Here is a 26,211-nt window from a genome sequence, read left to right as displayed (position 1 = left end):
ACGAGCAATGAACAACTTCAATCTTCACACCCCAACCCGCATTTTGTTTGGTAAAGACGCCATCGCCGACCTGCGCGATCAAATCCCCTCTGACGCCCGCGTGCTGATCACCTACGGCGGCGGCAGCGTGAAAAAAACCGGCGTGCTGGATCAGGTCTACAGCGCGCTGGAAGGCCTGGACGTGCGTGAGTTCGGCGGCATCGAGCCAAACCCGTCTTACGAAACGCTGATGAACGCGGTGAAAATCGCCCGCGAAGAGAAGATTACCTTCCTGCTGGCCGTTGGCGGCGGCTCCGTGCTGGACGGCACCAAATTCATCGCGGCGGCAGCGCGCTACGCTGACGGCATCGATCCGTGGCACATTCTGGAAACCCGCGGCAGCGACATTAAAAGCGCGATCCCAATGGGCTCCGTGCTGACTCTGCCAGCCACCGGCTCTGAATCCAACAAAGGTGCCGTTATCTCCCGTAAAACCACGGGCGACAAACAGGCCTTTATGAACGAACACGTTCAGCCTGTATTCGCGATCCTCGATCCGGTTTACACCTACACCCTGCCTGCGCGTCAGGTGGCGAACGGCGTGGTGGATGCCTTTGTTCACACCGTTGAGCAGTACGTGACGTATCCGGTGGATGCTAAAATTCAGGATCGTTTCGCGGAAGGCATTCTGCTGACGCTGGTTGAAGATGGTCCGAAAGCGCTGAAAGAACCGGAAAACTATGACGTGCGTGCTAACGTCATGTGGGCAGCTACTCAGGCGCTGAACGGCCTGATCGGCGCAGGCGTGCCGCAGGACTGGGCAACCCACATGCTGGGCCACGAGCTGACGGCGATGCACGGTCTGGACCACGCCCAGACGCTGGCCGTCGTTCTGCCTGCCCTGTGGAATGAAAAACGCGACGCCAAACGCGCGAAGCTGCTGCAGTACGCCGAACGCGTGTGGAATATCACCGAGGGTTCGGACGATGCGCGTATCGATGCCGCCATCGAAGCGACCCGCAGCTTCTTTGAAAGCCTGGGCGTGCCAACGCGTCTCTCCGGCTACGGTCTGGACGGCAGCTCCATCCCTGCCCTGCTGGCGAAACTGGAAGAGCACGGCATGACCCAGCTGGGCGAGCATGGCGACATCACGCTGGACGTGAGCCGCCGCATCTACGAAGCGGCACGCTAGGCGTTTTTGAGATCCTGACTTTCGTTTTTTGACATTTCGTCCAGACTTAATGCACACCACATCGTCGGAGTAGTCCTCCGACGATGCGTACCTGAAGGAGGAAAAATGGCAAACCAAACCGTAATCAAGCTGCAGGACGGCAACGTGATGCCCCAGCTGGGGCTAGGCGTATGGAAAGCCGGTAACGACGAGGTCGTGTCCGCCATTCATAAAGCCCTGGAAGTCGGCTATCGTTCCATCGATACCGCCGCCGCATACAAAAATGAAGACGGCGTGGGTAAGGCGCTGGCCAGCGCCGGCATGCCCCGCGACGACCTTTTCATTACCACCAAGCTGTGGAATGACGATCAGAAACGCCCTCATGAAGCCCTACAGGAAAGTCTGGATAAGCTCCAGCTCGATTTCGTGGACCTGTACCTGATGCACTGGCCTGTTCCGGCTATCGATCATTATGTGGATGCCTGGAAGGGTATGATTGAGCTGCAAAAAGAGGGGCTGGTGAAAAGCATCGGCGTATGTAACTTCCAGGTGCACCACCTGCAGCGCCTGATTGATGAGACGGGCGTCGCGCCGGTGATCAACCAGATTGAGCTGCACCCGCTGATGCAGCAGCGCCAGCTGCACGCCTGGAACGCCACGCACAAGATCCAGACCGAGTCCTGGAGCCCGCTGGCGCAGGGCGGCGAAGGGGTATTCGATCAGAAAATTATCCGCGACCTGGCGGATAAATACGGCAAGACCCCGGCGCAAATCGTCATTCGCTGGCATCTGGACAGCGGCCTGGTGGTGATCCCGAAATCGGTCACCCCGTCGCGCATCGCCGAGAACTTCGACGTCTGGGATTTCCGCCTGGATAAAGATGAGCTGGGTGAGATTGCGAAGCTGGATAAGGGCAAGCGGCTTGGGCCGGACCCGGACCAGTTTGGCGGGTAGTCGCGTAAAAAAGCCGGGTGGCGGCTTCGCCTTACCCGGCCTACGCGATGACCTGTAGGCCCGGTAAGCGCAGCGCCACCGGGCATTGTTACAGGTTTAACCGATCTTACGTTTTACGCTCTTCTTCGTTCCCGCCCCACCGTTCGAACGCTGATGCACAATCGGCGTGTGCTTGGTCAGCGCCGGGCGCGTGTGGCGGTTCTGACGGCGCGCTTCGCGCATCTCATCCAGCGTCGGCGCAGGCACCAGACAGTCACGACGCGAGCCGATCAGGTGTTTTTTACCCATGTCTTCCAGCGCCTGGCGGATCAGCGGCCAGTTTTTCGGATCGTGATAGCGCAGCAGCGCTTTATGCAGACGGCGCTGCTTATCCCCTTTAGGCACCACCACGTCTTCACTCTTATAGCCAATCTTGCTCAGCGGGTTTTTGCCGGTGTAATACATGGTCGTCGAGTTGGCGAGCGGCGACGGGTAGAAGTTCTGCACCTGATCCAGACGGAAGCGGCGCTGCTTCAGCCACAGCGCCAGGTTAACCATATCCTCATCGCGCGTGCCCGGATGGGCAGAGATGAAGTACGGGATCAGATACTGCTCTTTACCCGCCTGCTTCGAGTAGGTGTCGAACAGCTCCTTAAAGCGGTCGTAGCTGCCCATACCCGGCTTCATCATTTTCGACAGCGGGCCTTCTTCGGTGTGCTCCGGCGCGATCTTCAGATAGCCGCCGACGTGGTGCGTCGCCAGCTCTTTGATGTAGCGCGGATCTTCTACCGCAATGTCGTAACGCACGCCGGACGCGATCAGGATCTTCTTGATGCCCTTCAGGTCGCGCGCGCGGCGGTAGAGGTTGATCGTCGGCTCGTGGTTGGTGTCCATATGCTCGCAGATGCTCGGGTAAACGCACGAAAGACGACGGCAGGTTTGCTCCGCGCGCGGCGACTTGCAGCGCAGCATGTACATGTTGGCGGTCGGGCCACCCAGATCGGAGATGATGCCGGTAAAGCCCGGCACCGTGTCGCGAATGGCTTCGATCTCGTTGACGATCGAATCCTCGGAGCGGCTCTGAATAATACGGCCTTCGTGCTCGGTAATGGAGCAGAAGGAGCAGCCGCCGAAGCAGCCGCGCATGATGTTGATCGAGAAGCGGATCATCTCATACGCCGGGATACGGGCGTTGCCGTACGCCGGGTGCGGCACGCGCTTGTACGGCAGGGCAAAGACGCTGTCCATCTCTTCGGTAGAGAGCGGGATCGCCGGCGGGTTAACCCAGATATAGCGCTCGCCGTGCTTTTGCATCAGCGCGCGGGCGCAGCCCGGGTTGGTTTCGTGGTGCAGAATACGCGAGGCGTGCGCGTAGAGCACCTTGTCGCTTTTCACCTTCTCGAAGGACGGCAGCAGAACGTAGGTCTTTTCCCACGGCTTCGGACGCGGCGGCTGTACCACAACGGCTTTGGCTTCGGCTTTTTTCGGCTCAACCGGCTTGTTGTCCGCACACGGCAGATCTTCGCCGTACGGGTGCGGGATTGGGTCGATTTTGCCCGGCATGTCGATGATGCGAGAATCTACCCCGCTCCAGCCCGGCAGCGCTTCTTTTACCATGATCGCAGTGTTGCGCACGTCGCGGATGTCGCCAACCGGTTCGCCCTGCGCCAGACGGTGCGCCACTTCCACCAGCGGACGTTCACCGTTGCCGAAGATCAGCATGTCGGCTTTGGAATCTACCAGCACCGAACGGCGCACGGTATCTGACCAGTAGTCGTAGTGCGCGGTACGGCGAAGGCTCGCCTCGATCCCGCCCAGGATGACCGGCACGTCTTTCCATGCTTCTTTGCATCGCTGGGTGTAGACGAGAGTCGCGCGGTCCGGACGTTTGCCCGCCACGTTATCGGCAGTGTAGGCGTCGTCGTGGCGCAGCTTGCGGTCGGCGGTGTAGCGGTTAATCATCGAGTCCATGTTGCCTGCGGTCACGCCGAAGAACAGGTTCGGCTTGCCCAGACGCATAAAGTCGTCTTTGCTGTTCCAGTCAGGCTGGGAGATGATCCCCACGCGGAAGCCCTGCGCTTCGAGCATACGGCCACAGATGGCCATGCCAAAGCTCGGGTGGTCAACGTACGCATCGCCCGTGACCAGAATGATGTCGCAGCTATCCCAGCCCAGTTGGTCCATCTCTTCGCGGGACATCGGCAGGAACGGCGCCGGTCCAAAGCAGGCCGCCCAGTACTGGGGCCAGGAGAAGAGGTCACGATCCGGCTGGATCAGGGAAATTGCGCTCATAGTGCTTCCGAAGAAAAAATAGACAAAAGGGCGGGGATTATACGCTGGAACAATGTGGGAAATGAAGGGGTATTATGCGGGCTGTTATCCCCTCACCCTAACCCTCTCCCCAAAGGGGAGAGGGGACTGCCCGGAGCGGTCTTTCACCCTCGCCCCTCTGGGGAGAGGGCCGGGGTGAGGGGGAAAATTTACGGCGCCGGATTCACCAGCATCTGCCCCACCGATCCGCGGTCCATCATCTCCAGCGTCTGGCTGTGGAACAGGAACGGGAAGTGCGGCCAGGATGGCTGACCGTAGTAGACGAGCAGCTCGACCTGGCCATCCACCCAGACGGTGTCCTTCCAGCCGCGGTCTTCCGGGAACGGCATCGCACCATTCACGTTGCGGATCAGGAATGAAACCCCTTCAATATGGAACGACTGCGGCATGTCCGAGCGAACCGTCCAGCGCTCCCAGGTCCCCTGCTGCGCGGTGATGTCAATGCGGTTAACGTCCCACAGCGCACCGTTGATGCCAGGATCGTCGCCCAGGCTGATGTCACGGCTGCGCACCGGCGCACCGCTCACGATCTCCTGCGGCAGCAGGCGCATCGGCAGGCTATCGGTGACCAGCGGCAGCAGGCCGGTTGGGCGAAGGGTCAGCACCAGCGTAGAAACCAGAATACTCGACGGCTCAAAGAACCCGCGGATACGGTCGACAATGCTCGCCGCTTCACCGCAGGTCAGCGACACTTCATCCCCGTTGGTCATATCCACGAGGATTTCACGGCGTTCACCCGGCGAAAGCGCCAGCTGCTTCACGGAAACCGGCGCGGGCAGGAAGCCCTGATCGCCGGAAATCACGTGCAGCGCGCGGCCATCGCTCATCTGCAGCTGGTAGCGGCGCGAGTTGGAGGCGTTCAGCAGACGCAGGCGCACCCAGCCGCGCGAGACTTCCACATACGGACTTTGCGCGCCGTTGACCAGCAGCGTGTCGCCAACAAAGCCACCGCTGCCCGGCTCGCTGTACTCTGGCGTACCAAAGTTATCGAGACGCTTGTCCTGAATAACGATCGGGAAATCATCCACGCCGTAGTGGTTTGGGATCGGCAGGGATTTACTGATCTCATCTTCAATCAGCCACATGCCGGCCAGGCCGTTGTAGACCTGCTGCGCGGTGCGGTTAGGGGTATTTGCGTGATACCACAACGTCGCGGCGCTCTGGCGGATCGGCAGCACCGGCGCCCAGTCGGCGTTGGGCGACATCATGCGCGCCGCGCCGCCAATCAACGGCCCAGGGACCTGCAGGCCGCTGACGGTCATCGCCACATTTTCCGTCGTACGGTTACTGTAAATGAGCTTAACGTCATCGCCGTTCCACACGCGAATGGTCGGCCCAAGGTAGCGCCCGTTAATTCCCCAGACGGACGCACGCGTCCCCTGGGTAAACGACCAGTGGCTGCGCTGCAGGGTCAAAAATAGCGGTTGCCCGCGACGAGATTCAATCAACGGCGGGATGGGCAGCGGCGGTTGCTGCCCGGCGGCGTTGGCTGTCAGCGGCATCGCACCCGCACAAAGGGCGATCCCCGAAGCCTGAATAAACTGACGCCGACTGAGTGACATATAAGCTCCATCTGAAACGACTAACAACGCGGGAATTCGTTTTCCCTTTAAACGCCGGACTACACGTTACCGGCGGCTTCTCTCTCTGCGACTTCTTTGTCGAGCTGGGCAATATGCTGCGCCATCAGCTCGCGGCAGTGTGTCGCCAGCTCGCGCACCTGATCTTTGCCGTATTTGCTGGTATCCACCGGCGGCAGCATCTCGACAATCACCAGCCCATTTTTCAGGCGGTTAAGATTAATCTTGTTAGAAGTATTGGAAACGCACACGGGAATAATTGGAACGCCCGCCGCAATTGCGGCATGAAACGCACCGGTTTTAAACGGCAGCAGCCCACGACCGCGGCTGCGCGTCCCTTCCGGGAACATCCAGATTGAGATTTTGCGTTTTTTGAAGTGATTGACCACTTCTGCAATGGTGCTGTGTGCTTTTGCACGGTTGTTACGGTCAATCAGTAGGTTTCCGGTGAGCCAGTAAAGCTGGCCGAAAAACGGGATCCACAGCAGGCTCTTTTTCCCCACCGTCACGGTTGGCGGCAGTACGATGTTTGCGGCGGTCACCATATCGTAGTTGTTCTGATGGTTTGCGATATAGATGGCGTTGCCGAAGTGCTCAGCGCCTTCCGGCAGGCGTTTTTCCACCTTCAGGCCAAACAGCGGCGCAAGGCGACCAAACATATGGCCAAACGTGGCGACATGCTTAGGATTACGCGGACTGAACAGGCAGTAGATGCAGCCGAATACACAGACCAGAATGCAGTAGATAACGGTAAGAATGAGACGAACAATGTATAGCATAGCGACCTCTGAAGCCCAAACAGCTGACAATTATACTTCACCTGTGGCCAGGTAAGGACTTTATTACGAGCGCGTATTGTTAATCGCAACGCACGAATTAACAACGTTTTTACGGGAAATTTTACGGTAATACCCCCTCCGGAACAGAGGGGGTGAACAGATTACTCTTCGCTGTCGCCCGCCTGGCTACGCGCAGGCGAGTCAATCTCCACGCGGTCGATCCGCTGCAGGCCGCGCATCAGCGAGCCGCGGCGTCCGCGCTCACCGACCACCTTCTGCAGCTCTTCCGGACGCAGCTTGATTTTGCGCTTGCCGACGTGAATGGTCAGCGTGCTCTGCGGCGGCAGGAGGAAGAGGTGCGCCAGGCCATCTTCGCCTTTAGCCGCTTCCGCCGACGGGATGTTAATGATTTTGTTGCCTTTACCTTTAGACAGCTCCGGCAGGTCGCTGACCGGGAACATCAGCATACGTCCGGCGGTGGTGATCGCCAGCAGCATATCGCTTTCGTCCTCAATCACCAGCGGCGTCATCACGTGGGCGTTGTCCGGCAGGCTGATTAATGCTTTACCGGCGCGGTTGCGCGACACCAGATCGTTAAAGGTACAGATAAAGCCGTAGCCCGCATCCGAGGCCATCAGCAGCTTCTGCTCGTCGGCTTCCATCAGCATATGGTCAACGGTCGCGCCCGGCGGCAGCGTCAGCTTGCCGGTGAGCGGCTCGCCCTGCCCGCGCGCGGATGGCAGCGTGATCGGGTCGATGGCGTAGCTGCGGCCCGTAGAGTCGATAAACGCCACCGGCTGGTTGCTCTTGCCCTTCACCGCCGCTTTAAAGCTGTCGCCCGCCTTGTAGCTCAGGCCCGGCGCGTCAATATCGTGGCCTTTGGCGCTACGCACCCAGCCGCTCTGAGACAGCACGATGGTCACCGGCTCGGACGGCAGCATGTCGTGCTCGTTCATCGCCTTCGCTTCTTCGCGCTCGTGCAGCGGAGAACGACGGTCGTCGCCGAAGGCGTCGGCATCGGCCTGCAGCTCTTTCTTCAGCAGGGTGTTCATCTTGCGCTCGGACGCGAGGATCGCCTGCAGCTGATCGCGCTCTTTTTCCAGCTCGTTCTGCTCGCCGCGGATCTTCATCTCTTCCAGTTTGGCGAGATGGCGCAGCTTCAGCTCAAGGATCGCTTCGGCCTGGGTTTCGCTGATGCCAAAACGCGACATCAGCGCGGGCTTCGGTTCGTCCTCGGTACGAATGATCTCAATCACTTCGTCGATGTTGAGGAACGCCACCAGCAAACCTTCGAGGATATGCAGGCGCTTAAGCACTTTTTCCAGACGGTGATTCAGACGACGGCGCACCGTATCGCGGCGGAACGCCAGCCATTCGGTGAGGATCTCCAGCAGGTTTTTCACCGCCGGACGCCCGTCGAGGCCGATCATGTTCAGGTTGATGCGGTAGCTTTTTTCCAGATCGGTGGTGGCGAACAGGTGGTTCATCACCTGCTCCATGTCCACGCGGTTCGAGCGCGGCACGATCACCAGACGGGTCGGGTTCTCGTGGTCGGATTCGTCGCGCAGGTCGTCCACCATCGGCAGCTTTTTATTGCGCATCTGGGAGGCGATCTGCTCCAGCACTTTGGCACCGGAAACCTGATGCGGCAGCGCGGTGATGACGACCGCGCCGTCCTCTTTATTCCACACCGCGCGCATGCGCACGGAGCCGCGGCCGTTCTGGTAGATTTTGCGGATTTCCGCGCGCGAGGTGATGATTTCGGCTTCGGTCGGGTAGTCCGGCCCCTGCACGATATCCAGCAGCTCGTCCAGCGAGGTTTTCGGCTGCTCGATCAGGGTGATGGCGGCCTTCGCCACTTCGCGCAGGTTGTGCGGCGGAATGTCCGTCGCCATACCCACGGCAATACCGGTGGTGCCGTTCAGCAGGATGTTCGGCAGACGCGCAGGCAGCATCTTCGGCTCCTGCATCGTACCGTCGAAGTTTGGCACCCAGTCAACGGTTCCCTGACCCAGCTCGCCCAGCAGCACTTCGGCATATTTGGACAGGCGGGATTCGGTATAACGCATTGCGGCGAAAGATTTTGGATCGTCCGGCGCCCCCCAGTTCCCCTGCCCGTCCACCAGCGGGTAGCGGTAAGAGAACGGCTGCGCCATTAATACCATCGCTTCATAGCAGGCGCTGTCGCCGTGCGGATGGTATTTACCCAGTACGTCACCGACGGTACGGGCGGATTTTTTGAACTTGGCGCTGGCGCTCAGCCCCAGCTCGGACATCGCATAGACGATGCGGCGCTGAACGGGCTTCAGGCCATCCCCGATAAACGGCAACGCCCTGTCCATGATGACGTACATGGAGTAGTTCAGGTAGGCGTTTTCCGTGAATTCATGTAGCGCGAGGCGCTCTGCCATATCGCTCATTACGTGTGATTCCTCAACTCAGAAACCGAAGGGTTTCAGGCAATATTGCCGCAGATACTACCTCATCTGACGAATTGAGTCACAAAGAAAAAGGGCCGCATAAGCGGCCCTTTCCGGGTTATTTGTCCAGCTTGATAACCTGCTTCACGTCGATTTCAAACTCGTTCCAGTCTTTATCGACTTTACCCTGAAGCTCAACCTTATCCTGCGGGCTGACGGTCACGCCGTTCCAGCGCTTGTGGTCGATCTCAACCACCACCGTGCCGGTTTCATCGCGGAAAGTGTAGCGGTCATCGGACAGGCGCTCGGTGATGTTCCCGCGCAGCTTCACCCAGGCATCGTCCTTCAGGTCTTTCACTTTTGCCGCCGTCGTCAGGTTGGCGTTGTTATCAACAAAACCGCCCTGCTGAGTTTGGGTCTGGGGCGCCGTTGCGGACGGGCCGTTAAATCCGCCCTGCGCAGCAAAAACAGGGGCAGTGGTCATCATCATGATGGCAGCAAGTGCAGCGAATTTTTTCATATTAATCTCTCCCTTTAATGTGGTTTCGCAATCCATTAAACAGGGTAATCCTTAACAACTTCTTAAGGGGAAAATTTATTTATTTTTACTGTACAGCATGCGCGTACAGAGGGTTTACTGACGGCATCAAGGAGGGAACATGCGCATTTTACTGGTAGAAGACGACAGGCTTATCGGCGACGGCATTAAGGCAGGATTAAGCAAAATGGGCTTTAGCGTTGACTGGTTTACCGACGGCAAAACCGGGCAGGCCGCGCTGTATTCCGCGCCCTATGATGCCGTGGTGCTTGACCTGACCCTGCCGGAAATTGACGGGCTTGAGATCCTCCGCGCCTGGCGCGAAAGCGGGCGCAGCGAACCGGTACTGATTCTGACGGCGCGGGATGCGCTGAACCAGCGCGTCGACGGGCTACGCCTGGGCGCGGACGATTATCTCTGTAAGCCGTTTGCCCTGATCGAAGTCGCAGCCCGCCTTGAAGCGCTGGTGCGCCGCAGCCACGGCCAGGCGCGCAGCGAGCTGCGTCACGGCAAGGTGACGCTGGATCCTACCGGCCTTGTCGCCACGCTTAACGGCGAAGCGCTTACCCTCAAGCCAAAAGAGTTCGCCCTGCTGGAGCTGCTGATGCGCAACGCGGGCCGCGTGCTTCCCCGCAAAACGATTGAAGAAAAGCTCTATACCTGGGATGACGATGTCTCCAGCAACGCCGTGGAGGTCCACGTCCATCATCTTCGCCGCAAGCTCGGGAGCGACTTTATCCGCACCGTCCACGGCATCGGCTATACCCTGGGTGACGCATGAAACTGAGCCTGAAGCTCCGCCTGACGCTGCTGTTCCTGCTGCTGTCTCTGGCAGCCTGGTTTGCCGCCAGCCTGGTCGCCTGGCAGCAGACGACGCATAAGCTCGACAAGCTGTTTGATACCCAGCAAATGCTGTTTGCGAAACGGCTGCTGACGATGGACCTGGACGAGCTTCGCGCGCCGGAACGGATGCGCGAGATACCGAAAAAAGCCAGGCACGGACATCTGGACGATGACGCGCTGGCCTTCGCCATCTTTAGCGCCGACGGCAGCATGATCCTCAACGACGGCGAAAACGGGCGCGATATCCCGTATCACTACCGTCGCGACGGGTTTGCTGACGGACGGCTTCAGGACGACAGCGACGAATGGCGCTTCCTGTGGCTGACGTCGCCGGACGGTAAGTACCGCGTGGTGGTCGGCCAGGAGTGGGAGTACCGGCAGGATTTGGCGCTGGACGTGGTGGGTTCGCAGCTCACGCCGTGGCTGGTGGCGCTGCCCGTGATGCTTTTGCTGTTAATCCTGCTGCTGGGCCGCGAGCTGAGGCCGCTGAAAAAGCTCGCGACGACCCTGCGCTCACGCTCTCCGGACGCCACCGATAAACTGCCGACGGAAGGCGTACCGACGGAAGTGCGCCCCCTGCTGGACGCGTTGAACCACCTGTTTACCCGCACGCAGGAGATGATGAGCCGCGAGCGCCGCTTCACCTCCGATGCCGCCCACGAGCTGCGCAGCCCGCTGGCCGCGCTGAAGGTGCAAACCGACGTGGCGCAGCTGTATCTGGACGATCCGCAGGCGCAGGCAAAAGCGCTGACGCAGCTTCATGCGGGTATTGACCGCGCGTCCCGGCTGGTGGATCAGCTTCTTACGCTTTCGCGCCTCGACTCGCTCGACAATCTCGACGACGTGGAGCCGATCGCGATCGCCGATTTACTGCAGTCGGCGGTGATGGATATTTATCATCCGGCGCAGCAGGCGGGTATCGACATTCGCCTGAACGTCAACGCGCCGGAGGTGAAGCGCACCGGCCAGCGGCTGCTCCTCAGCTTGCTGGTGCGTAACCTGCTGGATAACGCCATCCGCTACAGCCCGCGCGGCAGCCTGATTGACGTAACGCTGGATGCCCGGCGCTTCACGGTGCGCGACAACGGCCCGGGGATTTCTCCCGACGCGCTGGCGCGGATCGGCGAGCGCTTCTATCGTCCGCCTGGGCAGGATGAAACGGGCAGCGGGCTGGGGTTATCCATCGTGAAGCGTATTGCTGCCCTGCACGGCATGCGCGTTGCGCTGGGCAACGCGGCTCAGGGTGGCTTTGAGGTGACAATAAGCTGGTAAGCGATTATTGCGCTGAATGCAAAAGACTTTGCACATTTTGCTCATTTTTCCGCTCCGTCCTCGCGCGTAGAATACCTTGCATACTCTCAACACCGAGGACAAATAATGAGCAACATTCTGATTATCAACGGCGCGAAAGAATTCGCCCACTCAAAAGGCCAGCTGAATGACACCCTGACCGAGGTCGCGGACGGTTTCCTGCGCGACGCCGGGCATGATGTTAAGGTCGTGCGCGCGGACAGCAACTACGACGTGAAGGCCGAAGTGCAGAACTTCCTGTGGGCTGACGTGGTGATCTGGCAGATGCCGGGCTGGTGGATGGGCGCGCCGTGGACCGTGAAAAAATACATGGACGACGTGTTCACCGAAGGCCACGGCTCGCTGTATGCCAGCGACGGCCGTACCCGCTCAGACGCGTCGAAAAAATACGGCTCCGGCGGCCTGATTCAGGGCAAAAAATATATGCTCTCCCTGACCTGGAACGCCCCGATGGAAGCCTTCACCGAGAAAGATCAGTTCTTCGAAGGCGTAGGCGTTGACGGCGCTTACCTGCCGTTCCACAAGGCGAATCAGTTCCTGGGCATGGACCCGCTGCCGACCTTTATTGTCAACGACGTGATTAAAATGCCTGACGTCCCGCGCTATATCGCAGAATATCGCAAGCATCTCGCGGAAATTTTTGCTTAACTGGTAGCCTGGAATTAAAGGAGTAGTAACCATGCTTACCGTTATCGCAGAAATCCGTACTCGTCCAGGTCAACATCACCGCCAGGCGGTGCTGGATCAGTTCGCGAAGATTATCCCAACCGTACTGAAAGAAGAAGGCTGCCACGGCTACGCGCCGATGGTGGACGCCGCCACCGAGGCGAGCTTCCAGGCGACCGCACCCGACTCCATCATCATGGTTGAGCAGTGGGAAACCGTCGCGCACCTCGAAGCGCACCTGCAGACCCCGCACATGAAAGCGTGGAGCGACGCGGTGAAAGCTGACGTTCTGGAAACGCACATCCGCATTCTGGAGCAAGGGGTTTAAGTTTCCCCTCACCCCGCCCTCTCCCACGGGGAGAGGGAGAACACATTCAGGCCCGGTAAGCGCTAGCGCCACCGGGCTTTTTTATCACCTTAAAACCCAACTGCTATGCTTATTCTGACTTCATTGTTAACAGGAGGATGGAATGGGTCTTTTTAATTTCGTTAAAGAAGCAGGTGAGAAGCTGTGGGACAACCTCACAGAGTCGCATAAGGATGCAGGCGACAAAGTCAGCGAGCACCTCAAAAAGCTGAATATTCCTGGCGCGGATAAAGTCCAGGTCACCGTTACCGACGGCAAAGCCAGCGTCACGGGTGACGGGCTGACGCAGGAGCAGAAAGAGAAAATCCAGGTTGCCGTGGGGAACATCGCGGGGGTGAGCGAGGTTGAGAACAATATCACCGCCACCGATGCCAAAGATGAAGCCACGTACTATACGGTGAAATCTGGCGATACCCTGAGCGCCATCTCCAAAACCGTGTACGGCGATGCCAACCAGTACAACAAGATTTTCGAGGCCAACCGCCCGATGCTCTCCAGCCCGGATAAAATCTACCCCGGCCAGACGCTGCGTATTCCGAAAGCGTAACCGCATAGCCGGGGGACGTCCCCCCGGCTGTTTTACCAGTACAGCTTCCAGCTCTGGGTGAAGCGCACCAGCGCCTCAACGTAGAAGTAATCTCCCCAGCTCGCGCACTCGTCCACCCCTTTATTGCTCGCCAGGTGATACACCGAGTGCTTCAGCAGCCCGTTGCCCTTCTCGTCTTTGCCCATCAGGTAGTGCTTCGTCAGCGACGACATGATCCCTTTCGCCCACTCCAGATAGCGCTCGCGATCCGGATCCGTGACCGGAAGATGCTTCACCAGCTCCAGCAGGCCGCATACCGCGATGGCCGCCGAAGACGAATCGCGCAGCGCGTCCGTACCTACCAGCGCCAGATCCCAGTGGCAGACGTAATCTTCCGGCAGACGGTTGAGGAAATAGTTCGCCAGCCGCTTCGACAGGGCGATCATCGTCTCGTCGCCGGTATAGATATAGCTCAGCAGGAAGCCGTAAATCCCCCACGCCTGCCCGCGCGACCAGCATGAGTCGTCGGCGTAGCCCTGCTGGGTATTGCCGTAGCGCGGCGCGCCGGTGTTCACATCCATATAGTAGGTGTGGAACGTCGAGGCATCTTCGCGAATCAGGTACGTCGCCGCCTGCATGACGTGCGCTTTTGCAGCGTCGGCAAAGCGCGGATCGCCCGTTTGTTCCGTCGCCCAGTACAGCAGCGGCAGGTTCATGTTGCAGTCGATGATCATCCGTCCGGCCTGCTCCGGGTCAGCGAGATCGCCCCACGCCTGAATGATCTTCGCTTTTTCATGGAAGCGCTCCAGCAGCGCCTCTGCCGCCAGCAGGGAGAAGCCGCGCGCCTCGCGGCTGCCGGTGAGTCGCCAGGCCGCCACGCAGGAGAGCGTGTACAGGAAGCCCAAATCGTGGGTGTTGGTGTCGCTGCGCCCGGCGATGCGCAGGCCGAACGAGCGCACGTGTTTTTCCGCCATCGCGCGGAATTTCGCCTCGCCGCTCATCTCCCACGCCAGCCACAGCTGGCCGGTCCAGAAGCTGGTGGTCCACTCCACGTTGTCGGTCAGCGGATAAAAACCGTCCTTACAGGTTTCCGCTGGAAACTGCTCGCCGAATTCCGTTAAATGACGGCTGATCAGGTCGAGAACGTGGCGGCGTGCCGTACTCAATTCATCGCTAAAAACGCGTGAATCAACGGGCGCAGGGATAGCGGGCAGACGCTCCTCTTTGATACGACTTAACATATTTCGGTTCCTTCTTTGACGGCGTAATTATCGTGTTGAGGTTTCTGCTACGTTCAGCGCGCGGGCCCCGCGCCATTTGCTCTGGCAGGCGGATAACGTAAAGGCAGAAATAAGGGTAAAGGTCAGCGCCGTGGCGCCCATGATGATATAGGTCTGCTCAAAGCCGATGCGGTCATACATATATCCCGCAGGTGAAGAAACCACCACGTTACCGACGTAGAGCATGGCCTGATAGCCCAGTAAATACATGGTGGCGTTAACGCGCTTATCGAAATGCTCGGCGATATATTTAAAGACCGACACCAGCAGCAGGCATATTTCCAGGCCGTACAGCGGTTTCAGCACGGAAATTAACAGGTGTGAATCGCACATGCCGGAAATAATCAGGCGCGCGCCGACCACCAGGCCGACGATTAACAGCCCGCGCTTGGCGCCAATAAAGTTCACGAACAGGGGGATTACCATATACATGACGAACTCCATCCCCGACTGTACGGTGCCCAGATAACCAAACACCGCGTTACCCTCGTGGATATCGTCGAAGAAGGTGACGAAATAGCGCGAGAACTGCTGCTCGGCGATAAACATCATCCACGCCACGCCCGCCACGTAGAGGCAGAAGGCCCAGAACTTGCGGTTTCGCAGCAGGGCATACACGTCTGACGGAGCGATTTTCTCTTTGGTCAACACGTCACCGGCGTGAGCGGAGTTAGTGTTCACTTTCAGGCTCAGCAGGACAATCAGCATCACCACCGAAGCCACGCTGCCCATGATGAAGTTATAGGCCGGAGATAGGTTAAACAGCAGGCCGGAGAACGAAGACGCCACCGCCCAGCCGAGCGATCCCCACATGCGGATCTGCCCGAACTCCATGCCGTTCAGGCGGCTGAAGCGGTCGGAATAGGATTCACACGCCGCCACGCCCGCGTACCAGGCAAAGCTTAAATAGAGCGCGCCGATAATAATCCCCAGCATCGTGTTGGACATTAACAGCGGCTGATAGACGTAAATAAAGAACGGCGCCATCAGGGCCGACATGGCGACCACAAAATAGAGCAGATATTTGCTCATGCCGATCTTATCGAGAATGTAGCCGTAAATCGGTTTGAGAATAACGGAGAAAATACCGTTTACGGCAAATACGGTCCCAATAACCGATCCGCTGAGGTTGGCTTTTTGACCAAGCCAGATGGCCAATAGGCCAATACTGGCAGACCAGGTAAAGAAATAGAGAAAAATAAAGCTGCTGATTTTGTAATATTCGGTTCTGTTTGTTGTAGATGTATTTTTCATATCATCCTCGCCGACGTGTAGGGGTCAGAGTTTTTATAACGTGAACGATATTTGTCGTTCGCTTCCGGGTTCGCGAATAACAACCTGGTTTTGGGTGATGTTCAGCTGCGGCGCTACCGCATCGTGTGGCGATCCGCTGGCAACGACGGCGCAGCAGAGCCAGCTTTCCCCTGGCGGGAGATCGGTTTTTAACAGCGGAATGGAGGCGCACTCCGGGAACATGATGCTGCTGTTTGGCGGCGTGACGATGCTGTCCGGCTGACGAGCGATGGCGGGCGACAGATCGACAATCAGGCTGCTGCCGTTTTCCGCCGCGAGATAACAGCCGCGCTCGCGGATCTGCTGTTCCGTTTTCATCACCGCGAAACCACCCTCTGCCGTTTGCAGAGCGCGCGCGCTGTTGATGCGGTGCAGACGCAGATGCCACTCTCCGAACGGCACTTGCCAGGTATCGATATGCACGTCGTGCCACGGCGACCAGCGCGAGTAGATAGAGTTTTCATCCACCCGCACCGCGTCACACGCGCGGCGCCCGCGGTAGTAATCATCTCCGTCCGCCAGCAGCAGCATGGAGTCGCAGGCGGCATGCTTCAGGCCAAAACGCCCGCGCTCAATGGTGAAGCCGAAGCGGCTGGAGTAGGCAAATTTGGTGTATTTGGCGTCGGTGTTGACGTAGTTGTTCAGCTCAAGCTGCCCGGCGGTGAGCATGGTGACGTGCTGCGACTTTTCCGCATGGATAAGGATCTGCTGGGCGTGCGGGATCGCGTGCTTCTCAGCCAGGGCGGGCAACGGCTGTTCGTCGGCCTGCCAGAAGGGATGCGCCTCCGGCAGCGCCAGTATCAGGTAGGTTTTTAGCGCCCAGTACGGCGAGCCGGGGGAGTTATAGTCCTCGCACATCGCCAGGTTAGGATAGGCAAAGCCGAGGGTCAGAATGCCGTCGCGATCGGTCATCGGCTGCTGCCGCCACCAGCGCAGATGGCGCAGGATAATGCCTTTTACGATACCCGGCGTGAATACGTCCAGTTCGGAAAAGGCCACCGCGCTCCAGAAGGCCACCATTGCAAAGCGGTAGGTCAGGCTGCGGCCAAACGGCACCGAGGCCCCGTCTGCGGCGGACCAGTAGATAAAGTCTTCTGCGAACAGGCGCGAGCGCTCGCGCAGCCCCTCCGCCCTCGCCTCGTCCCCGCTCAGGGTGGCGTAGATCAGCCCGTAGAAGTGGAAAGCCATCGAGATGTAATAATCCTTCGGGCGGCCCGGGCCGTCGGAATACCAGCCGTCTCCCAGATAGTAGGCGTCCATCAGCGCAAAGCGGCGATCGATGGCGGCCTGATCATACGGCAGTCTGGCGCGTTTGAAGCCGAGCTGGACCATAATGGCGAAGTAGTTCCAGTTGCTGTCCGGCATTTGCGCGTCGGTAATCTGGCTGAGCCAGGCGTGGAGGTTCATCACTTCGCGCTCGGTGAAGCGATCGAGGAGTTTGTCGCCCAGCAGGGACAGCCCCAGACCGTAGGCCGCCATCTCTACAAGGCGCTGATCGTAAGGGCCGGCTTCGCCCCAGTAGCCTGCGCTTTGCGGATCGGTGCCGAGCCTGATGGCCGTTATGTACTTCTCGCTAAACGGCGTGGCGTCGCCGCCGCCCGCCATCAGCGGAAACAGCCCCCACAGCGCGCGGGAAAGCCCTTCCATCTGCGCAATGTCCGTTGCGTAATGCGCACAGGTTTCCCCCAGAGAGAAGCGGGAACCGCCCGGCGGAAACTGCTTATCCAACGCGCCCAGCATCTCGTTCAGATACGCCACTACGTCCCGGCGTGAAGACAACGGATTTGATTTTTCTTTATTTACCGCCCACATAGGTTTGCCCTCGTAATCAACTGCGGCAAAGCATAGTGAATCCACAAGGGGCAGAAATGTTAGCCATGTCACAGCTAAGAGCGATGAATAAACCCGCAGTTGAGAAAATTTAAAAAGGTGGTTTATAACGTGGTTGTTACGGGAAAAAGTTGAGTTTTATTGCACTATGCGCGACACGCCGATATCCGACCGTCTTGAGCTGATTACCCTGAACGACACCGTCGTGTCGTTTAGCCGCCTGTTTGCCAACACGGTGCGTTACCACCACTGGCACCAGTGCCTGGAAATTCTATATGTGGAAGAAGGGTTTGGCGTGGCGATTGTCGACAACCGCCATTACACCATGCGCCCCGGGCGGCTTTTTTTCTTTCCGCCGTTTACGCTGCACAAGGTGATGGTAGACGAGCAGGCCGAAGCGATTTACCGGCGCACCATCATCCATCTCGACCATCATGCCGTGATGAAAACCCTGCGCGATTTCCCGCAAACCCGACAGCGGCTGGAGCGGCTTTCGCGCCGCGGCGGCGAGGCGTGGGTCGCTGACCTGGCGCATTGCCGCCAGCATATCGATCACCTGCTGGGCTGTTATCAGTCTCCTATGAACAGCGAGAGCATCGCCGGGATGTTGATAAGCCTGTTTGCCATGCTGCCGGACGATAACGCCGGCGCGCCGGGCAGCAGCCAGGGGATCGCAAGCCAGGTGATGTTCTGGCTGGACGAGCATTACCAGGAAAAATTCCGCCTGGACGCGCTGGCCGAAGAGCTGGGGAAATCGCGCAGCTACGTGTCGCGAAAATTCCATGCGGAGACGGGCGAGAAGATCCACGACTATCTGAATACGTTACGGCTGCGCAAGGCCTGCGAGTCTTTGCTTCACACGGATTCGAGCGTGCGGGACATCGCGGCGCAGACGGGTTTTTCCGACGTGACGTGGTTTATCAGCGCGTTCAAAAAAGGGATTGGGGAGACGCCGCTGCAGTACAGGAAGAACCATCGTGCGGTTTGACGCCCTCACCCCAGCCCTCTCCCACGGGGAGAGGGGAAAATCAACCGCTTTTCTTGCCCGGCTTTAACCCACGGTGAAATTCGTTGATGCGCTTCATCGACCTGATGGTGCGCTGCGGCTCGGTGGAAGCGACGGACAAAATAATCATCTCCAGACACAGCAGCACCGTGCCGTGCAGCGGTATTTTGCCCTTCTCGCCGCCGCGCGGAACGTGGATCACCACGCTCGCCTCTTTGCTGAATCGCGAGTCGGTGGCGTTGGTCAGCAAAATGGTGGGAATGCCCAGACGTTTCGCTTCGCGCAGCGTGGTCTGCCCTTCCCGGTGCGCGGATTTTTGCGCCATCATCACCAGCACGTCGCCACGCTGTAAGGCGATAAGCTGTTCGGCGAGGCCAATGCCGGTGCGGTTAAGCGGGATCGCAGGCAGACCTATACGGCTAAACAGGCGAGAGGTGTACTCGGCCAGAATGCCGGATGCACCAATGCCAAAAATAGCGACCTGCCTCGCCTGCGCCAGCAGCGATACGGCCTGCGCCATCGCATAGCGATTGTCCGGCTGGGACAAGACGTTACAGGTGTGCTGATGCCCTTCCAGCACAAAATCGATGCTCGCGTTAACGTCGCTGGTGAGCGTATTCACCGTGGTGGACATCTTCTCGCTGGAGGTGATCACCGGGCCAAACCACTGCTCCAGCGTCTGCTTCAGATCGCGCAGCCCGGCAAAACCGAGCGCCTGAATGGCGCGCACGACGGTGGCATCAGACGTATCGAGCATCGTCGCGATCTCCATTGCCGTCTGCTCCATCACCGCTTCCCGGTTCTCATTGATATAGCGCGCCACCCGCAGCAGGCGCGGCGTCAGCTGGTGCGCCCGCGATCGAAAGCGGTCGCCGTAAACATCGACTTTGCGGCTCAACGTGACGCCTCCGGCAGCGGACGGCCCGCTATCTGCGACTGCACCTGCGCGGCCATCAGCCCCAGCGAGGCAAATGAATTTGAGATCGCCTCCTCGCGGGAGATGAGCACGTAATGCCCGGTTCGGCAGGCGTTGAGAAACTGACACCAGCCCGGCATCACCGCATCCATCGCCGCCTGCTCGTCCTGCGGTTTACCCCCGGTATCCCCGCGCCAGGTGGCAAAGACAAAATCGGCGTCCAGCTCCGGCAGGCGCTCGGCGCTGACGTCAATGCGTCCCCCCTCCGGAATGCTTTCAATCAGCGGCGGGAACCTGAACCCGGCGTCGCGCAGCACGCGCCCAAGCGAGTGATAGCTGTGCATGGCGTTAATTTTTCCCTGATTAGCCTGAATCACCGAGACGGTTAGCCTGCTGGTGTCGATCGTTGCTTTCAGGGCCTTGATTTGCTCCTCGTAGCGACGTTCCAGAACCTTTAGCCGCGCCTGCGTGCCGGTCAGCTGCGCCAGCTTGCGGTAGATCTCCGGCGCGCCGCCGTCCAGGTGATCGATACTCACCGTCGGGGCAATTTTTTCCAGCTGTTCTACCGGCGTGCTGCGGGTCGGCTCGGTGATGATAAGATCCGGCTTCACGGCGGCGATGGCTTCGATATCGATATCCGCAGTGCCGATAAACTTGATGGCGGAATTATCAAAGTCGACGCCGGTTAACATGCCGCTGGAGCGCAGAAAATGGCTGCCGTCCGGTCGGGTGCGGCCATGGCTGGCGATCGGCGGCACGCCAAGCTCGATCAGCGGAATGGTGATATCCAGATCGTGCAAAGAAACGATCCGCTTCGGATGCACCGGCACCACCACTTTGCGGTTCAGATCGTCCGTAAACGTCTGCGTCGGCTCCGCCGCCCCGACGGCGAAGCCCACCAGCAGCAGCATCGAAAAAAGTATGCGCATTACACTCCCCTAAAATGTGTCCCGACGCTGCCAGAGCAGCAGCAGGAAAAACGGTCCGCCAATCATTGAAATTACTATTCCCGCCGGCAGCTGCAGCGGAAGAAATGCCAGACGCCCGGCGTTATCCGCCAGCAGCACCAGCAGCGCACCCAGCACGGCGCTTCCCGTCAGCAGCGCGGTTTGCCCACCGCGCAGGAGCAGGCGCGCCATATGCGGCGCGATCAGCCCGACAAAGCCAATACTGCCCACGCACGAGACGCAGGCCGCGGTCAGCACAACGGGCGCTAAGACGCGCAGCAACGCCAGGCGAGAGGTACGCACCCCAAGGCCCGTCGCGGTTTGGTTGCCCAGCAGCGCAACATCGGCGGCGCGCGCGGTAAAGAGCAGCAGCGCGAACGCGGGCGCTGCCCAGGCAGCCGCAGTGCCGACCAGCGTCCAGTTTGCCGCGTGCAGGCTTCCGGCCAGCCACAGCATCGCCGTCTGCACGTCGCGCACGTCGGCGGTGGTCATGAAGATCCCCATCGCGGCGGCAAACGCCCACGACACGCCGATGCCGATCAAAATGAACCGGGGACGCGAGATATCGCGGGCCAGCGCCACCACCAGCAGCGCGGCCAGCAACCCGCCGGCCATACCGATAAGTGGCCGCCAGTACAGCCCCAGCGCAGGAAACTGAAAAATCAGGAGCAGCACCGCCGCGCTGCAGCCCTCCTTCACGCCGATAAGGCCAGGATCGGCCAGGCCATTGCGGGTGATGGACTGCATCGCCGCACCCGCCGTGCCGAGCATCGCGCCGCACAGCACCGCCATCAGCAGGCGCGGCAGGCGAATATCCATGACGATGTAATGCGTCTCTGCATCCAGCGTTTGCGGATAAACCAGCGCGCGCCCGATGGCAGAGGCGGGAATGGGCAGGGAGCCGTGGGTGAGGCCAAAAGTGACCAGCAGGAAGGCTATCAGCAATAAGAGGGCCAGGCACGCCAGCGCCCTCGGACGAATCAGCGCCGAGAAAATGCCGACGCGTAGCGCACGCAGTCCAGCCCGGTTCATTTGAACATCCTCGACGCCATAAGGATAAAGACCGGCGCCCCCACCAGCGCGGTCATGACGCCGGTTGCCAGCTCATACGGCGTAAATAGCGTGCGGGCGGCGATATCCGCCAGCAGCAGCACCAGCCCGCCGCACAATGCGGAAAGCGGCACCATCACGCGTAAATCTACCGATACCAGGCGGCGGATCAGCTGCGGCACCACGAGTCCGATAAACCCGATTGGACCGGCAACAGAAACCGCCGCGCCGCACAGCAGCGCGATGGCCAGCAGCGCGAACAGCCGGGTTTTTAACAGCGATACGCCAAGCCCCTGCGCCATCCTGTCGCCCAGCGCCAGCATGTTCAGCGACGGCGAGAGCCAGAGCGCCAGCGCAAACCCCACGGCAGCCAGCCCCGCGGCGCTCCCGATCGTATCCCCGTTTAGCCCGGATAAATCCCCCGCCAGCCAGGTCCGCATGGCGAGCAGCGTCTGCTCATCCAGAATCAGCGCCGCGGCGGTAATCGACGAAGCGAAGGCCGACATCGCCACGCCGCACAGCGTGACCTTCATCGGCGTGAGGCCGGTGCGTCCGGATGAGGAGAACAGCAGCACCAGCAAAAAGAGCGCGGCGGCTCCCGCAGCGGCAACGAGCGGACGCCCAAACGGCAGCGACAGCCCGAGAGCGCTGGTCAGCACTACCGCCAGCGCCGCCCCGGCGTTCAGCCCCAGAATATGCGGCTCGCCGAGCGGGTTGCGGATCACCGACTGCAGCAGTACGCCCGCCACGCCGAGGGCGGCCCCCGTCGCCATCGCGGCGCAAAGGCGCAGCAGCCTTAATTTTATGATGACGTTATGGTCGAAATTGCGCGGCTCGAAATGGAAGAATGCTTCCACCACAGTCTGCGGGGCGATAAAGCGTGCGCCAATGCCCAGGTGCGCAATCGCGCCCATCACCAGCAGCAGCGTGAACAGAATAAATGCCAGCGAGGTTCGCATCATGACCTGTCGGCAGCCTGGCGAAACGGCATAAAAAACGGCTTTCCGGTCAGCGGGTTAACCGACATATGCACGTCAACATCAAACACCGACTTAATGAGTTCAGGCGTGCAGGCATCGCCCTCATGCAATACGCCTTCAACTTTCCCCTGGCGTAAAAAGACCAGCGAATCCCCGTAGTTCACGGCAAAGTTGAGATCGTGCAGAACCACCACCACGGTCCGCCCGTGCCGGCGCGTCAGGGCGTGCAGCAGCTCGAGGATCTCCACCTGATAGCGAAGATCGAGATAGGTTGTGGGTTCATCCAGCAGGATGTAGGGCGTTTGCTGCGCCAGCGCCATGGCGATCCAGCAGCGCTGGCGCTGGCCGCCGGACAGGCTTTCTACCGGCAGATGGGCAAACTCTGCCGTCCCGGTCAGGCGTAACGCCTCCTCAACCGCCTGCTCGTCCTCATCGCTCCACTGGCGCATAAAGTTCTGCCAGGGAAAGCGCCCGCGCGACACCAGCTCAAACACGGTCAACCCTTCCGGCAGCAGCGGAGACTGCGGCAAAATGCCCAGCTGTCGGGCAACCGCTTTGGTTGGCTGTTCGTGAATGGCTTTGCCGTCCAGCACCGCGCTGCCGCCGAGGGGCTGTAGCAGACGCGCGAGAGTGCTCAGCAGCGTGGATTTTCCGCAGCCGTTGGCACCCACCAGTACGGTCATTTTCTGCCGGGGGATCGCAAGGGAGATGTCATCAACGATGATTTTTTTCTGATAGCCCGCAGAAAGGTTTTCAAGAACCAGTCCCGACTTTTTGGTGTTGTAAGCCACGTGAACGCCAACGTAATAATGGAGCTAATAAATAAAAATAAAACTCATTCTCTTTTGAGAGTTTGCCGCCGCCTCATGTAGTAGTCAAGAGAAGAAACACCCTTAAAAATCCAGGGTTAAACGTAAAGATACACATCTGTTGAATCTAAATTTAATCACATTATTTCAATCGATTACACAACACACCCAAAAGCATTGAGGTGAATAAATTCACTGTAGCCAATTTTTTCTTTTTTCCATTTACTACTACATTCGCTCATGTTTGAATGATTCTCAATTACAAGTTCGATGCCGCAATGGCTAACGAACAGACCGTAAGGGCAATGACTCACACATTCTTCCGCAAGCCTTCCCTTGTGGATATTTTGGGAAAACAGATGTAATGGCTAAGTTCACACCTTCGTTCTCTGGGGTAAAAGGGCGCGCGCTCTTTTCACTTCTGTTTATGGCACCTCTGATACATGCAGCGGCAAAAGACGGCGATACCCTGACCGTTACCGCCGATCCGAATGCTACCGTTGACGCCACCAACGGCTATCAGCCCCTGAATACCTCTACCGCTACGCTGACCAACATGCCGATGCTGGATATTCCGCAGGTAGTGAATACCGTCAGCGACAAGGTGCTGGAAGATCAAAACGCGACCACGCTCGACGAGGCGCTGTACAACGTCAGCAACGTGGTGCAAACCAACACCCTGGGCGGCACGCAGGATGCCTTCGTGCGCCGTGGCTTTGGCGCGAACCGCGACGGTTCCATCATGACCAACGGCCTACGCACCGTGCTGCCGCGCAGTTTTAACGCGTCAACCGAACGCGTGGAGGTGCTGAAGGGGCCGGCATCGACCCTGTACGGCATTCTCGATCCCGGCGGGCTGATTAACGTGGTGACCAAACGCCCGGAGAAAACCTTTGGCGGCTCGCTTTCCGCCACATCGACCAGCTTTGGCGGCGGCACCGGACAGTTTGACGTCACGGGCCCGATTGACGGCACGCGCCTGGCGTATCGCCTGACGGGTGAATATCAGGACGAAGACTACTGGCGCAATTTTGGCACCGAGCGCAGCACCTTTATCGCCCCATCGCTGACCTGGTTCGGCGATGATGCCACCGTGACGGTACTCTATTCGCATCGCGACTATAAAACGCCGTTCGATCGCGGGACGATCTTCGATCTCAATACCAAAAAAGCCGTCGACGTCGATCGCAAAACCCGCTTCGACGAGTCGTTCAACGTGACCGACGGGCAGTCCGATCTCGCTCAGCTCAACGCGGAGTATCGCCTTAACAGCCAGTGGACCGCGAAGTTCGACTACAGCTACAGCCAGGATAAATACAGCGATAACCAGGCCCGCGTGATGGACTACGATTCGAAAACCGGCAACCTGACCCGCCGCGTGGATGCCACCCAGGGTTCGACCCAGCGGATGCATACGACGCGTGCGGATCTGCAGGGGAACGTCGATATTGCGGGCTTCTACAACGAGATCCTGACCGGCGTGTCGTATGAGAATTACGATCTGCTGCGCACGGATATGATGCGCTGTAAGAACGTCAAAGGCTTCAACATCTACCATCCGGTTTATGGCAACCTCGACAAGTGCACCACCGTCTCGGCGTCGGACAGCGATCAGACCATCAAGCAGGAGAGCTATTCTGCCTATGCGCAGGACGCGCTGTACCTGACCGATAAATGGATCGCCGTTGCCGGCCTGCGCTATCAGTATTACACCCAGTACGCGGGGAAAGGCCGTCCGTTTAACGTGAACACCGACAGCCGCGACGACCAGTGGACGCCGAAGCTGGGACTGGTTTACAAGCTGACGCCAGCAGTGTCGCTCTTTGCCAACTATTCGCAGACGTTTATGCCGCAGTCGTCCATCGCGAGCTACATTGGCGACCTGCCGCCTGAGACCTCAAACGCCTATGAAATCGGCGCTAAGTTTGACCTGTTCGACGGCATTACTGCCAACATCGCGCTGTTTGATATCCACAAGCGTAACGTGCTGTATACCGAAAGCGTGGGTGATGAAACCGTCGCCAAAACCGCGGGCCGCGTGCGATCTCAGGGCGTGGAGGTGGATCTCGCCGGATCGCTGACCGAGAACACCAACATTATCGCCAGCTACGGTTATACCGATGCGAAGGTGCTGGAAGACCCGGACTACGCGGGTAAACCGCTGCCGAACGTGCCGCGCCATACCGGCTCTCTGTTCCTGACGTACGATATTCAGAATGCGTTTGCCGGTAATACCCTGACGATTGGCGGCGGCGGGCACGGCGTGAGCCGCCGCTCGGCAACCAACGGCGCGGATTATTATCTGCCGGGCTATTTCGTGGCGGATGCGTTTGCGGCGTATAAGATGAAGCTGCAGTATCCGGTGACGCTGCAGGTGAACGTGAAAAACCTGTTTGATAAGACCTACTACACGTCGTCGATTGCGACCAATAACCTGGGCAACCAGATTGGCGACCCGCGCGAAGTGCAGTTTACGGTGAAGATGGAGTTTTAATTAAAACAGCCCGGTGGCAATACTCTCTGCCGGGCCTGAAGTTTTCATAGGCAAAATCTTAATTACCCCGATAGCGCACGACATCAGCACTTAATTTAATTCTTTATTCGGAATAACCCGCGCTGAAATAGTAAAAGCGTCTTTAATCCTAAATCCAAAATC

The 26,211-nt window shown here is 59.0% G+C and carries 22 protein-coding genes; 9 read left to right on the top strand and 13 right to left on the bottom strand.

Annotated features, from left to right (window positions below):
* The first annotated feature begins 7 nt into the window (after window positions 1-7).
* On the top strand, window positions 8-1,171 hold the full coding sequence (yqhD, locus tag E0L20_RS08120) for an alcohol dehydrogenase (RefSeq protein WP_131633518.1): 1,164 nt from the start codon (window positions 8-10) through the stop codon (window positions 1,169-1,171).
* Between the two features lie 105 nt (window positions 1,172-1,276).
* On the top strand, window positions 1,277-2,104 hold the full coding sequence (gene dkgA / locus E0L20_RS08115) for a 2,5-didehydrogluconate reductase DkgA (RefSeq protein WP_131633517.1): 828 nt from the start codon (window positions 1,277-1,279) through the stop codon (window positions 2,102-2,104).
* A 96-nt stretch (window positions 2,105-2,200) separates the two neighbouring features.
* Here the strand turns inward: dkgA and E0L20_RS08105 are convergent, their stop codons facing one another.
* The 5 genes from E0L20_RS08105 to E0L20_RS08085 form a co-directional block, all read right to left on the bottom strand.
* Window positions 2,201-4,375: a YgiQ family radical SAM protein gene (locus E0L20_RS08105; RefSeq protein ID WP_131633516.1), complete on the bottom strand. Its 2,175-nt coding sequence runs from the start codon at window positions 4,373-4,375 to the stop codon at window positions 2,201-2,203.
* A gap of 188 nt (window positions 4,376-4,563) precedes the next feature.
* The gene (ftsP, locus tag E0L20_RS08100) at window positions 4,564-5,976 is read right to left on the bottom strand and encodes a cell division protein FtsP (protein ID WP_131633515.1); all 1,413 of its coding nucleotides are present in this window, start codon (window positions 5,974-5,976) and stop codon (window positions 4,564-4,566) included.
* Between the two features lie 59 nt (window positions 5,977-6,035).
* Entirely contained in the window at window positions 6,036-6,773 is a 738-nt protein-coding gene (plsC, locus tag E0L20_RS08095) for a 1-acylglycerol-3-phosphate O-acyltransferase (protein ID WP_131633514.1), read from the bottom strand.
* A 161-nt stretch (window positions 6,774-6,934) separates the two neighbouring features.
* Window positions 6,935-9,193 (bottom strand): DNA topoisomerase IV subunit A, encoded by a 2,259-nt coding sequence (gene parC, locus E0L20_RS08090; protein ID WP_131633513.1) that lies wholly within the window; start codon window positions 9,191-9,193, stop codon window positions 6,935-6,937.
* Window positions 9,194-9,311: 118 nt separating this feature from the next.
* Complete coding sequence (locus tag E0L20_RS08085; protein ID WP_131633512.1) at window positions 9,312-9,713, bottom strand: YgiW/YdeI family stress tolerance OB fold protein; 402 nt, start codon at window positions 9,711-9,713, stop codon at window positions 9,312-9,314.
* A 139-nt stretch (window positions 9,714-9,852) separates the two neighbouring features.
* On the opposite strand from E0L20_RS08085, the gene qseB reads away from it, so the two are divergent.
* The 5 genes from qseB (at window position 9,853) to lysM (ending at window position 13,465) form a co-directional block, all read left to right on the top strand.
* Window positions 9,853-10,512, top strand: a complete 660-nt coding sequence (gene qseB / locus E0L20_RS08080) for a quorum sensing response regulator transcription factor QseB (RefSeq protein ID WP_131633511.1) — start codon at window positions 9,853-9,855, stop codon at window positions 10,510-10,512.
* On the top strand, window positions 10,509-11,846 hold the full coding sequence (gene qseC / locus E0L20_RS08075) for a quorum sensing histidine kinase QseC (RefSeq protein WP_131633510.1): 1,338 nt from the start codon (window positions 10,509-10,511) through the stop codon (window positions 11,844-11,846). Before qseB ends, qseC begins: the two co-directional genes overlap by 4 nt.
* Before the next feature lie 105 nt (window positions 11,847-11,951).
* Complete coding sequence (locus E0L20_RS08070) at window positions 11,952-12,533, top strand: NAD(P)H-dependent oxidoreductase (RefSeq protein ID WP_131633509.1); 582 nt, start codon at window positions 11,952-11,954, stop codon at window positions 12,531-12,533.
* Between the two features lie 31 nt (window positions 12,534-12,564).
* Complete coding sequence (locus tag E0L20_RS08065; protein WP_131633508.1) at window positions 12,565-12,879, top strand: putative quinol monooxygenase; 315 nt, start codon at window positions 12,565-12,567, stop codon at window positions 12,877-12,879.
* A 142-nt stretch (window positions 12,880-13,021) separates the two neighbouring features.
* Window positions 13,022-13,465 (top strand): peptidoglycan-binding protein LysM, encoded by a 444-nt coding sequence (gene lysM, locus E0L20_RS08060; protein WP_131633507.1) that lies wholly within the window; start codon window positions 13,022-13,024, stop codon window positions 13,463-13,465.
* Between the two features lie 32 nt (window positions 13,466-13,497).
* On the opposite strand, the gene E0L20_RS08055 is transcribed toward lysM, so the two are convergent.
* Genes E0L20_RS08055 through E0L20_RS08045 form a run of 3 tightly spaced genes read right to left on the bottom strand, consistent with a single transcriptional unit; the run spans window position 13,498 to window position 17,829 of the window.
* Entirely contained in the window at window positions 13,498-14,685 is a 1,188-nt protein-coding gene (locus tag E0L20_RS08055) for a glycoside hydrolase family 88 protein (RefSeq protein ID WP_131633506.1), read from the bottom strand.
* Between the two features lie 27 nt (window positions 14,686-14,712).
* Window positions 14,713-15,978 (bottom strand): oligosaccharide MFS transporter, encoded by a 1,266-nt coding sequence (locus E0L20_RS08050; protein ID WP_131633505.1) that lies wholly within the window; start codon window positions 15,976-15,978, stop codon window positions 14,713-14,715.
* 33 nt (window positions 15,979-16,011) lie between these two features.
* The gene (locus E0L20_RS08045) at window positions 16,012-17,829 is read right to left on the bottom strand and encodes a DUF2264 domain-containing protein (RefSeq protein WP_131633504.1); all 1,818 of its coding nucleotides are present in this window, start codon (window positions 17,827-17,829) and stop codon (window positions 16,012-16,014) included.
* Between the two features lie 166 nt (window positions 17,830-17,995).
* Between E0L20_RS08045 and E0L20_RS08040 the strand changes: the two genes are divergently transcribed.
* Window positions 17,996-18,835: an AraC family transcriptional regulator gene (locus tag E0L20_RS08040; protein ID WP_131633503.1), complete on the top strand. Its 840-nt coding sequence runs from the start codon at window positions 17,996-17,998 to the stop codon at window positions 18,833-18,835.
* A 40-nt stretch (window positions 18,836-18,875) separates the two neighbouring features.
* On the opposite strand, the gene E0L20_RS08035 is transcribed toward E0L20_RS08040, so the two are convergent.
* From E0L20_RS08035 to E0L20_RS08015, 5 genes are read right to left on the bottom strand one after another with little or no spacing between them, the layout of a single operon-like run.
* Window positions 18,876-19,751 (bottom strand): MurR/RpiR family transcriptional regulator, encoded by an 876-nt coding sequence (locus E0L20_RS08035; RefSeq protein WP_131633502.1) that lies wholly within the window; start codon window positions 19,749-19,751, stop codon window positions 18,876-18,878.
* The gene (locus E0L20_RS08030; protein ID WP_131633501.1) at window positions 19,748-20,698 is read right to left on the bottom strand and encodes an iron-siderophore ABC transporter substrate-binding protein; all 951 of its coding nucleotides are present in this window, start codon (window positions 20,696-20,698) and stop codon (window positions 19,748-19,750) included. Before E0L20_RS08030 ends, E0L20_RS08035 begins: the two co-directional genes overlap by 4 nt.
* A 9-nt stretch (window positions 20,699-20,707) precedes the next feature.
* Window positions 20,708-21,748, bottom strand: coding sequence for a FecCD family ABC transporter permease (locus E0L20_RS08025; protein WP_131633500.1), 1,041 nt, complete (start codon window positions 21,746-21,748; stop codon window positions 20,708-20,710).
* A complete protein-coding gene (locus tag E0L20_RS08020; RefSeq protein ID WP_131633499.1) occupies window positions 21,745-22,728 on the bottom strand; it encodes a FecCD family ABC transporter permease in 984 nt (327 codons plus the stop codon). The genes E0L20_RS08025 and E0L20_RS08020 overlap by 4 nt, the downstream gene beginning before the upstream one ends.
* Window positions 22,725-23,537 carry an ABC transporter ATP-binding protein gene (locus E0L20_RS08015; protein ID WP_131633498.1) on the bottom strand — a complete coding sequence of 271 codons (813 nt, stop codon included), beginning with the start codon at window positions 23,535-23,537 and terminating at the stop codon, window positions 22,725-22,727. Before E0L20_RS08015 ends, E0L20_RS08020 begins: the two co-directional genes overlap by 4 nt.
* A 382-nt stretch (window positions 23,538-23,919) precedes the next feature.
* Here E0L20_RS08015 and E0L20_RS08010 point away from each other — a divergent pair, with 382 nt between their 5' ends.
* Window positions 23,920-26,049: a TonB-dependent siderophore receptor gene (locus E0L20_RS08010; protein WP_131633497.1), complete on the top strand. Its 2,130-nt coding sequence runs from the start codon at window positions 23,920-23,922 to the stop codon at window positions 26,047-26,049.
* Window positions 26,050-26,211: the final 162 nt, after the last annotated feature.

The sequence above is a fragment of the Enterobacter wuhouensis genome (assembly GCF_004331265.1).
Lineage (GTDB): Bacteria > Pseudomonadota > Gammaproteobacteria > Enterobacterales > Enterobacteriaceae > Enterobacter > Enterobacter wuhouensis.
This window is presented reverse-complemented; position numbering and strand designations above follow the sequence as displayed.

Bases quoted from the DNA above. Each gene is read 5' to 3' on its own strand.
- yqhD (WP_131633518.1), top strand. From the start codon at position 8: ATGAACAACTTCAATCTTCACACCCCAACCCGCATTTTGTTTGGTAAA.
- dkgA (WP_131633517.1), top strand. From the start codon at position 1,277: ATGGCAAACCAAACCGTAATCAAGCTGCAGGACGGCAACGTGATGCCC.
- E0L20_RS08105 (WP_131633516.1), bottom strand. From the start codon at position 4,375: ATGAGCGCAATTTCCCTGATCCAGCCGGATCGTGACCTCTTCTCCTGG.
- ftsP (WP_131633515.1), bottom strand. From the start codon at position 5,976: ATGTCACTCAGTCGGCGTCAGTTTATTCAGGCTTCGGGGATCGCCCTT.
- plsC (WP_131633514.1), bottom strand. From the start codon at position 6,773: ATGCTATACATTGTTCGTCTCATTCTTACCGTTATCTACTGCATTCTG.
- parC (WP_131633513.1), bottom strand. From the start codon at position 9,193: ATGAGCGATATGGCAGAGCGCCTCGCGCTACATGAATTCACGGAAAAC.
- E0L20_RS08085 (WP_131633512.1), bottom strand. From the start codon at position 9,713: ATGAAAAAATTCGCTGCACTTGCTGCCATCATGATGATGACCACTGCC.
- qseB (WP_131633511.1), top strand. From the start codon at position 9,853: ATGCGCATTTTACTGGTAGAAGACGACAGGCTTATCGGCGACGGCATT.
- qseC (WP_131633510.1), top strand. From the start codon at position 10,509: ATGAAACTGAGCCTGAAGCTCCGCCTGACGCTGCTGTTCCTGCTGCTG.
- E0L20_RS08070 (WP_131633509.1), top strand. From the start codon at position 11,952: ATGAGCAACATTCTGATTATCAACGGCGCGAAAGAATTCGCCCACTCA.
- E0L20_RS08065 (WP_131633508.1), top strand. From the start codon at position 12,565: ATGCTTACCGTTATCGCAGAAATCCGTACTCGTCCAGGTCAACATCAC.
- lysM (WP_131633507.1), top strand. From the start codon at position 13,022: ATGGGTCTTTTTAATTTCGTTAAAGAAGCAGGTGAGAAGCTGTGGGAC.
- E0L20_RS08055 (WP_131633506.1), bottom strand. From the start codon at position 14,685: ATGTTAAGTCGTATCAAAGAGGAGCGTCTGCCCGCTATCCCTGCGCCC.
- E0L20_RS08050 (WP_131633505.1), bottom strand. From the start codon at position 15,978: ATGAAAAATACATCTACAACAAACAGAACCGAATATTACAAAATCAGC.
- E0L20_RS08045 (WP_131633504.1), bottom strand. From the start codon at position 17,829: ATGTGGGCGGTAAATAAAGAAAAATCAAATCCGTTGTCTTCACGCCGG.
- E0L20_RS08040 (WP_131633503.1), top strand. From the start codon at position 17,996: ATGCGCGACACGCCGATATCCGACCGTCTTGAGCTGATTACCCTGAAC.
- E0L20_RS08030 (WP_131633501.1), bottom strand. From the start codon at position 20,698: ATGCGCATACTTTTTTCGATGCTGCTGCTGGTGGGCTTCGCCGTCGGG.
- E0L20_RS08025 (WP_131633500.1), bottom strand. From the start codon at position 21,748: ATGAACCGGGCTGGACTGCGTGCGCTACGCGTCGGCATTTTCTCGGCG.
- E0L20_RS08020 (WP_131633499.1), bottom strand. From the start codon at position 22,728: ATGATGCGAACCTCGCTGGCATTTATTCTGTTCACGCTGCTGCTGGTG.
- E0L20_RS08010 (WP_131633497.1), top strand. From the start codon at position 23,920: ATGGCTAAGTTCACACCTTCGTTCTCTGGGGTAAAAGGGCGCGCGCTC.